Below are 6,702 nucleotides of genomic sequence, written 5' to 3' on the forward strand. Positions count from 1 at the left end.
CGGCCACCCGATCCAGACAGCGGGCGAGTGCGTCGCGCATGGCGGCGTCATAGGAGTTGCGGTGCGCCGGATTGTTGAGCGTGATCGTGGCGATGCGGCGGTCGGGGTCCACCTCGAACAGCACGCGATCGTCCGAGGCGCTCGGGGGCGTCATGTGTCGGACTCCTTTCGCCGCCTGCCGAATTGGAACCCGGCCAGCCTTTCCGCCGGTGACGCCAAGGTGTTCACCTCGCCGGTGCAGAGCACTTCGCCGTCGAGTAGCAGCCGTGCCGTCGATGCGATGCCGCGTTCGACCTGCGATCGGACGATGTCGAACCGTAGCTCGGTCAACACGGGCGTCGGTCGGCGGAACGTCACGACCAGTGATCGTGTCTTGCCGGACAGCCCCGTGACGCAATTGTGGTGCTGGATGACGCAGTCAAAGAAGACACCCAGGAACCCACCGTGCACGCATCCCGGCGGGCCTTCGTAGGCGAGCGGGAAGTTGACTCGCCCCGTTGCCTCGTCGGCATCGAGGTGATCGAACCGATACTCCGGAAAGCACGGATTGTAGGCGCCGATGTCGGTCGCATGGTCCAGATAGACGCGCCGGGGATCATCGGGGACGTCGCCGATTCGCGGCGCGTTGTCCACCGGCGCCGCGGCAGAGAGTTCGCTCTCCCATTCGGCGAACTTCTCCACCATGGTGTCGACGGTGGGGTGGGGATGTTCAAGCGCCAGCAGCAGTGAGCTCAGGCGCCGCATGGCGCCGGCGGCGGCCATGGTCTGGGAGAGTGGGCGCTCGCCGAATCGGGCGTCACCCGAGCGCGTCGACTCGGGTTCAGTCCAGCCCTCCGCTCGCCCCTCCTGCAAGCCCATGCTTCTCCCTTTTCGCTCGGGTTCCGGCCCGGCTATTTCCGGCGGCGGCGTACCCTGCTAACTTATACAGCGTATCAATCGTATTGCCTACTGTATGGGTAACCGTAACGGCAGAAAGGCCGGATTCGACGGTGAGTCAGGAGGCCGACGCGGCCGGTGCCGACGGTGCGGTGACAGTGCGCCGGGACGGCGCGGTGATGCGGATAACGCTCGATCGCCCATCCCAACGAAACTCATTGAGCCAGAGCATGATCAGCGTCTTGTCCGAGGCCCTCACCGATGCCGCCGCCGATGATTCGTTGCGCGCCGTACACATCCGGGGAGGCGAGGACTTCTGCGCCGGAGTGGACTGGGTAGCCACCAACGAACGCCGGCGCCCCCGTGCGGGCGACCTGGTCCGGCGGATCCCCCATGCCGCTCATCGCGTGATCGAGCTGGTCGCCGGCATCCAGTTGCCGGTGCTCTGCAGTGTGCGGGGATGGGCCGCCGGGTTCGGCTGCAACCTCGCGCTGGCAGCCGACTTCACCGTCGCCGCCGACGACGCGGTGTTCTGGGAGCCGTTCGTGGACCGGGGCTTCAGCCCGGATTCGGGCGCCACCTGGCTGCTGCCCCGGCTGGTGGGGCTGGCACGGGCCAGGCGAATGCTGCTGTTGGGCGAGAAAGTCAGCGCGCGGGATGCGGCCGACTGGGGATTGATCCACCAGGCGGTTAACCCACCCCAGCTCGACGACGCGGCCGAGGAACTACTCGAGCGGCTGGCCTCCGGGCCGACGGTGGCGATCGGGCTGACCAAGCAGGCACTGGGCTTCGGCCAGGACACGACACTTAGTCAAACCATGACCCAGGAGCTGTACAACCTGGAGTTGTCCTGCCGGACAGCAGATTTCAAAGAAGGTTTGGAAGCCTTCCGGCAACGGCGTGGCCCGAAATTTCAGGGCCGGTGAGGGAGCAGGATGCCTACTGACTCGTTCGACACCATCAATTACGACGTCGACGGGCATACCGCCACTATCACCCTGAACCGCCCGGACGCCCTGAACGCGCTCAGCCCACACATGATCACCGAATTGCGAGCCGCCTACGACGAGGCCGAAAACGACGACCAGGTCTGGCTGACCATTGTGACCGGCACCGGTCGCGCGTTCTGCACCGGGGCCGACGTCAAGGCCATCCCCGAAGACGGCAAGGTCATCTACGAGCGCCCGTACCTGTCGACGTATGACCAATGGGAGGCACCGCAGGAGGGCACCCCCCCGTTCCGCACGTCCGCCAAGCCCGTGCTCGCCGCGGTCAACGGGTTGTGCTGTGGCGCCGGCATGGATTGGGTCACCACATCCGACATCGTGATCGCCTCGGAACAAGCGACTTTCTTCGATCCTCACGTCAGCATCGGCCTGGTAGCCGGCCGCGAGATGGTGCGGGTCTCGCGCGTGCTGCCCCGCTCCATTGCCCTGCGGATGGCGTTGATGGGCAGGCACGAGCGGATGAGCGCGGGGCGCGCCTACGAGCTCGGATTGATCAGCGAGATCGTGGAGCACAAACGGCTTCTCGAGCGGGCCCACGAGATCGCCGGCATCGTCAACTCCAACGCGCCGCTTGCGGTCCGGGGAACTCGCCTGGCCATCCTCAAGGGGCTCAACGTGCCGCTGCACGAAGCCGAGATCATGGCCGAAACGTTCCGCGAGCGCGTGTTGCGCACCGACGATGCGGCCGAAGGGCCCAAGGCCTTCGTGGAGAAACGCAAGCCCGATTGGCAGTGCCGATGACGTTCGAAACCATCACGCTCGAGGTCGACGAGAGTCACCGGGTCGCGACCATCACGCTGAACCGGCCCGGACAGCTGAACGCGTTCAACCGCGCCATGTGCGAGGAGATGGCCCGCGCCTGGCGCACGGTCAAGCTCGATGATGCGGTCAACGCGGTAGTACTGAGGGCGGCCGGCGACCGGGCGTTCAGCGCCGGTCTGGACATCAAGACGCCCTACGGTCAGCCCGAAAACATCTGGAACCACGAGGATCCCGGCGAGGCACTCAGCCCCAAATGGCAGAAGATGTGGAAACCGGTCGTGTGCGCCGTTCGGGGCATGTGCACCGCTGGTGCGTTCTACTTCGTCAACGAATCCGATGTCGTCATCTGCTCGGAGGACGCGACGTTTTTCGACTCGCACGTATCAGCTGGCCTGGTCTGCGCGTTGGAGCCGATCGGCCTGATGAGGCGCATCGGCCTCGGCGAGACGCTGCGCATCGCGCTGATGGGCAACGACGAGCGGGTCAGCGCCGACACCGCGCTACGGATCGGCTTGGTGTCGGAGGTCGTCCCAGCCGAGCAGCTCTGGGATCGCGCGCACGAAATCGCCGCCGCCATCGCCGCGAAGCCCCCGACCGCGACCCAGGGCACGGTGAAGGCGATTTGGGAATCGCTCGACAAACCCTATCGGGCGGCCATGGAGCAAGGACTGATCTACACCCGCCTGGGCAACCCGCTCGGAACGGCCGAACTCGCCGCCCATAAGAAGTCCGGCCGCGAAGGCGTCGCGCGCAGTCCGAAGACCCGCTGATGCCCCCGCACCCCCTCAGCCAACGCATCGCCGATGTCCTCGACCTGCAGCCCGACGCGGACGCCATCGAGTACGAGGGGCGATGGGTCTCCTGGGCTCGCGTCGCCGAATCGGCACGGCGCGTCGCCGCCCTCACCGCCGGCGCGGAAGTGGGGATGCTGCTGCGCAACCGCCCCGGTCATGTGGCCGCCTTCCTCGGGGTGCTGCTCGGCGGCGGCACCGTCGCCGTGATCAACCCGTCTCGCGGTGACGAGCGCACCAGGGCCGACATCGCCGGGCTGCGGGTACCGCTGATCATCGCGGAACGCGACGATCTGACGGCGCTGGTGCCCCCGACGACCGCGACGACGGCCGTGCCGATCTCCGGTCGGCTGGACGATCCCCCAGCTGACTGCGCGACCACTTCACCCGCGGCGCAGACCGATCCGCGGCCGGGCGTCGCGGTGCGCATGCTCACCAGCGGCACCACGGGACCGCCCAAACGAATCGACCTCGACTACGACACGCTGGCGCGCAGTGTGATGGGCGCCGAAGCCGATCGCGCCCCGGCGCCCACGGAGCTGCGGCGTGGAGTCGCGATCGTCAACTCGCCGCTGGTGCACATCGGCGGCGTGTTCCGCGTGCTGCAATGCATCGCCGAGGCAAGGCCGTTCGCGCTCCTCGAGCGATTCGAGCTGAAGGCGTGGGCCGACGCGGTACGCAGGCACCGGCCGCGCACGGTATCGCTGGTGCCCGCCGCCCTGCGCGCGGTGTTGCACTCCGACGTGCCGCGCGCCGACCTGGCGAGCATCCGCGCGGTCACCTGCGGCACCGCCCCGCTGTCGGCCGACGACGCCGACGCCTTCACCGAGAAGTACGGCATTCTGGTGCTGACCTCCTATGCGGCAACCGAGTTCGGTGGCGGTGTGGCAGGCTGGACCCTGCCCGATTACCAGCGATACTGGGCGGCCAAGCGGGGTAGCGTCGGTCGCGCCAACCCCGGCGCACAGTTGCGGGTGGTGACTGACGACGGCGCGCCGCTGGGACCCGACCGGGTTGGTCTGCTCGAAGTGAAGCCGAGCCAGCTGGGGCCGTCGGCCCGGTGGATGCGGACCACGGACATGGCGCGCATCGACGCGGACGGCTTCGTCTGGATCGTCGGGCGGGCCGACCAGGCGATCATCCGCGGCGGGTTCAAGGTGATGCCCGACGACGTCCGCACCGCTCTGGAAAGCCATGGGGCGGTGGCCGGCGCCGCGGTGGTCGGTCGCACCGACCAGCGCCTCGGTGCGACGCCGGTCGCCATGGTCGAGCTGCACGAGCCCGGCTCGACCGAGTCCGGCACACTAGTAGAGTTTCTGCGAACGAGGCTGGCGCGCTACGAGATTCCCACCGAGATCGCCATCGTCGACGCGATCCCACGGACGGCGTCGGGCAAGGCCGACCTGGGCGCGGTCCAGCGCTTCTTCAGCGCACCCCACGGCGACCATGTTCGGTGACACCCCGACCCTCGTCGAGGTCTTGACACACCAGGCCCGGTCGCGCCCGGACCACCCGCTGCTAGTCTGCGACGACGACCGGATCGGTTATAGCGAAGCCGAGGCCCGCTCGGCCGAGCTGGCGTGCGGGCTGATCGCCGCCGGCGCGGGCAAGGGCACCCATGTGGGCCTGCTCTACCACAACGGCCCGGAGTTCGTGGTCGGGATGCTGGCCGCGGCGCGGATCGGCGCCGTGGTGGTGCCCTTCTCCACGTTCGTCACCGACCGCGAACTGCGCCAGCAGCTGCTCGACAGCGACGTCGAAATACTTTTGAGCGCCGCGTCTTTCCGTACCCATGACTACGCGCAACGGCTCGAACAGCTGCTGTCGGATCCCGACTTCGACTCCGACCGCCATTTGTTCTCGCCGGCCGCGCCACAATTGCGGCAGGTCGGCATCACCTACCGCCCGGACGCAACGCGGCGCGTCCGCGACATCGTCCGGTTCTACCGGCTGGCCGATACCGTGGACCCCGAGCTGCTGGCGGCGGCCCAGGACGACGTCCACGGCTGCGACCCCCTGGCCATCGTCTACACGTCGGGCTCCACCAGCTCCCCCAAGGGTGTCGTGCACACGCATGGCGCGCTGCTCGGACATCAGCGGAACCTCAACAAGATTCGCGGTTTGACGGCGGACGACAGGCTGTTCTGCAATTCGCCCTTCTTCTGGGTCGGCGGCTTCGCGTTCGGACTGCTCGCCACGTTGGTCGCCGGGTCGACGCTGGTGTGCTCCAACGCCGTCGACCCCGGTAGGACACTTGACCTGCTGGAGGCCGAAAGACCGACCGTGACCAACGGTTTCAGCGCCGGGATCACTCACCTGGCCGAACATCCGAGCTTTCCGGGCCGCGACTTGTCATCGATGCGGCGGGGCAACCTTTATCCGATCATGGCGCCCGACGTTCGACCGGCCGACCCCGAACTGCGGCACAACATGCTGGGCATGACCGAAGCCGGCAGCGTCGTGCTGATCAGCGACGACGAAACCGATCAGCCGGAGAACCGGCGCGGGTCGTTCGGCAAGCCGGCACCGGGTTTCGACACCAGGATCATCGACACCGAAACGGGAGAACCGGTGACCGCCGGCGACGTCGGCGAACTGTGCATCCGCGGACCGTATGTGATGCAACGCTACTACGGACGCAGTCGCGAGGAATGTTTTGATGCCGACGGCTGGTTCCACAGCGGCGATCTGGTGCGGGTGGACGCCGACGGATTCTTCTACTATCTCGGCCGGCTCGGCACGATGATCAAGACGGCGGGAGCCAACGTCTCGGCGGCCGAGGTCGAACGGGCCATCGCCAGCGTCACCGGCGGACTGACGGCGCACGTCATGGGCGTTCCCGATGCCCGGCGGGGCCAGCTGGTCGCGGCGGTCGTGGTGGTGCCGGACGGTGCTGCCTTCGACGCGGTGGCGTTGCGCGACCGGCTCAGGGCGGAGCTGTCGGCATACAAGATCCCGCGGCGCTTTGTCGCCGTCTCACGCTCGGAGCTTCCGTTGCTCTCCAGTGGCAAGGTCGACACACGAGGACTGAGAGAGCTCTTCGATGCCTGACACCGTCGACCGACTGGTACGGCTCCGATCCGACCACGACGGCGACAAGCCGATGGTGATCGACCCTGCGTCACGGGTCAGTTATCGCGAACTCGACTCCACTACCAGAGAATTGGCCGCGGTTTTCGTTGAATCCGGTGTGGGAAAAGGCACCAGGGTGGGATTGATCATGCCCAACAGCACCCGCTGGGTGCAGGTCGCTATCGCCTTGACCC

7 protein-coding genes and 1 pseudogene are annotated in these 6,702 nt (G+C 67.3%); 6 read left to right on the forward strand and 2 right to left on the reverse strand.

Translation table 11 applies throughout. The features are described 5' to 3' along the window. Window positions 1-154 (reverse strand): annotated as a pseudogene (locus A5692_RS28940) (enoyl-CoA hydratase/isomerase family protein); the annotation flags it as partial. Beyond that, complete coding sequence (locus tag A5692_RS07670) at window positions 151-858, reverse strand: hypothetical protein (RefSeq protein WP_068054218.1); 708 nt, start codon at window positions 856-858, stop codon at window positions 151-153. The pseudogene A5692_RS28940 and the gene A5692_RS07670, both read right to left, overlap by 4 nt. A gap of 131 nt (window positions 859-989) precedes the next feature. Here A5692_RS07670 and A5692_RS07675 point away from each other — a divergent pair, with 131 nt between their 5' ends. The 6 genes from A5692_RS07675 to A5692_RS07700 form a co-directional block, all read left to right on the forward strand. Next, complete coding sequence (locus A5692_RS07675; RefSeq protein WP_068054221.1) at window positions 990-1,802, forward strand: enoyl-CoA hydratase/isomerase family protein; 813 nt, start codon at window positions 990-992, stop codon at window positions 1,800-1,802. Window positions 1,803-1,811: 9 nt separating this feature from the next. Continuing rightward, the gene (locus A5692_RS07680; protein WP_068054224.1) at window positions 1,812-2,624 is read left to right on the forward strand and encodes an enoyl-CoA hydratase/isomerase family protein; all 813 of its coding nucleotides are present in this window, start codon (window positions 1,812-1,814) and stop codon (window positions 2,622-2,624) included. After that, window positions 2,621-3,415 (forward strand): enoyl-CoA hydratase/isomerase family protein, encoded by a 795-nt coding sequence (locus A5692_RS07685; protein WP_068054231.1) that lies wholly within the window; start codon window positions 2,621-2,623, stop codon window positions 3,413-3,415. Before A5692_RS07680 ends, A5692_RS07685 begins: the two co-directional genes overlap by 4 nt. After that, on the forward strand, window positions 3,415-4,893 hold the full coding sequence (locus A5692_RS07690) for a class I adenylate-forming enzyme family protein (RefSeq protein WP_068054225.1): 1,479 nt from the start codon (window positions 3,415-3,417) through the stop codon (window positions 4,891-4,893). The genes A5692_RS07685 and A5692_RS07690 overlap by 1 nt, the downstream gene beginning before the upstream one ends. Next, the gene (locus tag A5692_RS07695; RefSeq protein ID WP_068054228.1) at window positions 4,883-6,487 is read left to right on the forward strand and encodes a class I adenylate-forming enzyme family protein; all 1,605 of its coding nucleotides are present in this window, start codon (window positions 4,883-4,885) and stop codon (window positions 6,485-6,487) included. Before A5692_RS07690 ends, A5692_RS07695 begins: the two co-directional genes overlap by 11 nt. Next, window positions 6,480-6,702, forward strand: a 223-nt coding sequence (locus tag A5692_RS07700) for an AMP-binding protein (RefSeq protein WP_156765974.1), incomplete at its 3' end; no start/stop codon positions are given. The genes A5692_RS07695 and A5692_RS07700, both read left to right, overlap by 8 nt.

The sequence above is a fragment of the Mycobacterium sp. E342 genome, from assembly GCF_001667665.1.
GTDB lineage: Bacteria > Actinomycetota > Actinomycetes > Mycobacteriales > Mycobacteriaceae > Mycobacterium.

What these genes read in the sequence shown, in the direction of transcription:
- A5692_RS07690 (WP_068054225.1), top strand. Translation starts at nt 3,415, where the DNA reads ATGCCCCCGCACCCCCTCAGCCAACGCATCGCCGATGTCCTCGACCTG.
- A5692_RS07695 (WP_068054228.1), top strand. Translation starts at nt 4,883, where the DNA reads ATGTTCGGTGACACCCCGACCCTCGTCGAGGTCTTGACACACCAGGCC.
- A5692_RS07670 (WP_068054218.1), bottom strand. Translation starts at nt 858, where the DNA reads ATGGGCTTGCAGGAGGGGCGAGCGGAGGGCTGGACTGAACCCGAGTCG.
- A5692_RS07680 (WP_068054224.1), top strand. Translation starts at nt 1,812, where the DNA reads ATGCCTACTGACTCGTTCGACACCATCAATTACGACGTCGACGGGCAT.
- A5692_RS07685 (WP_068054231.1), top strand. Translation starts at nt 2,621, where the DNA reads ATGACGTTCGAAACCATCACGCTCGAGGTCGACGAGAGTCACCGGGTC.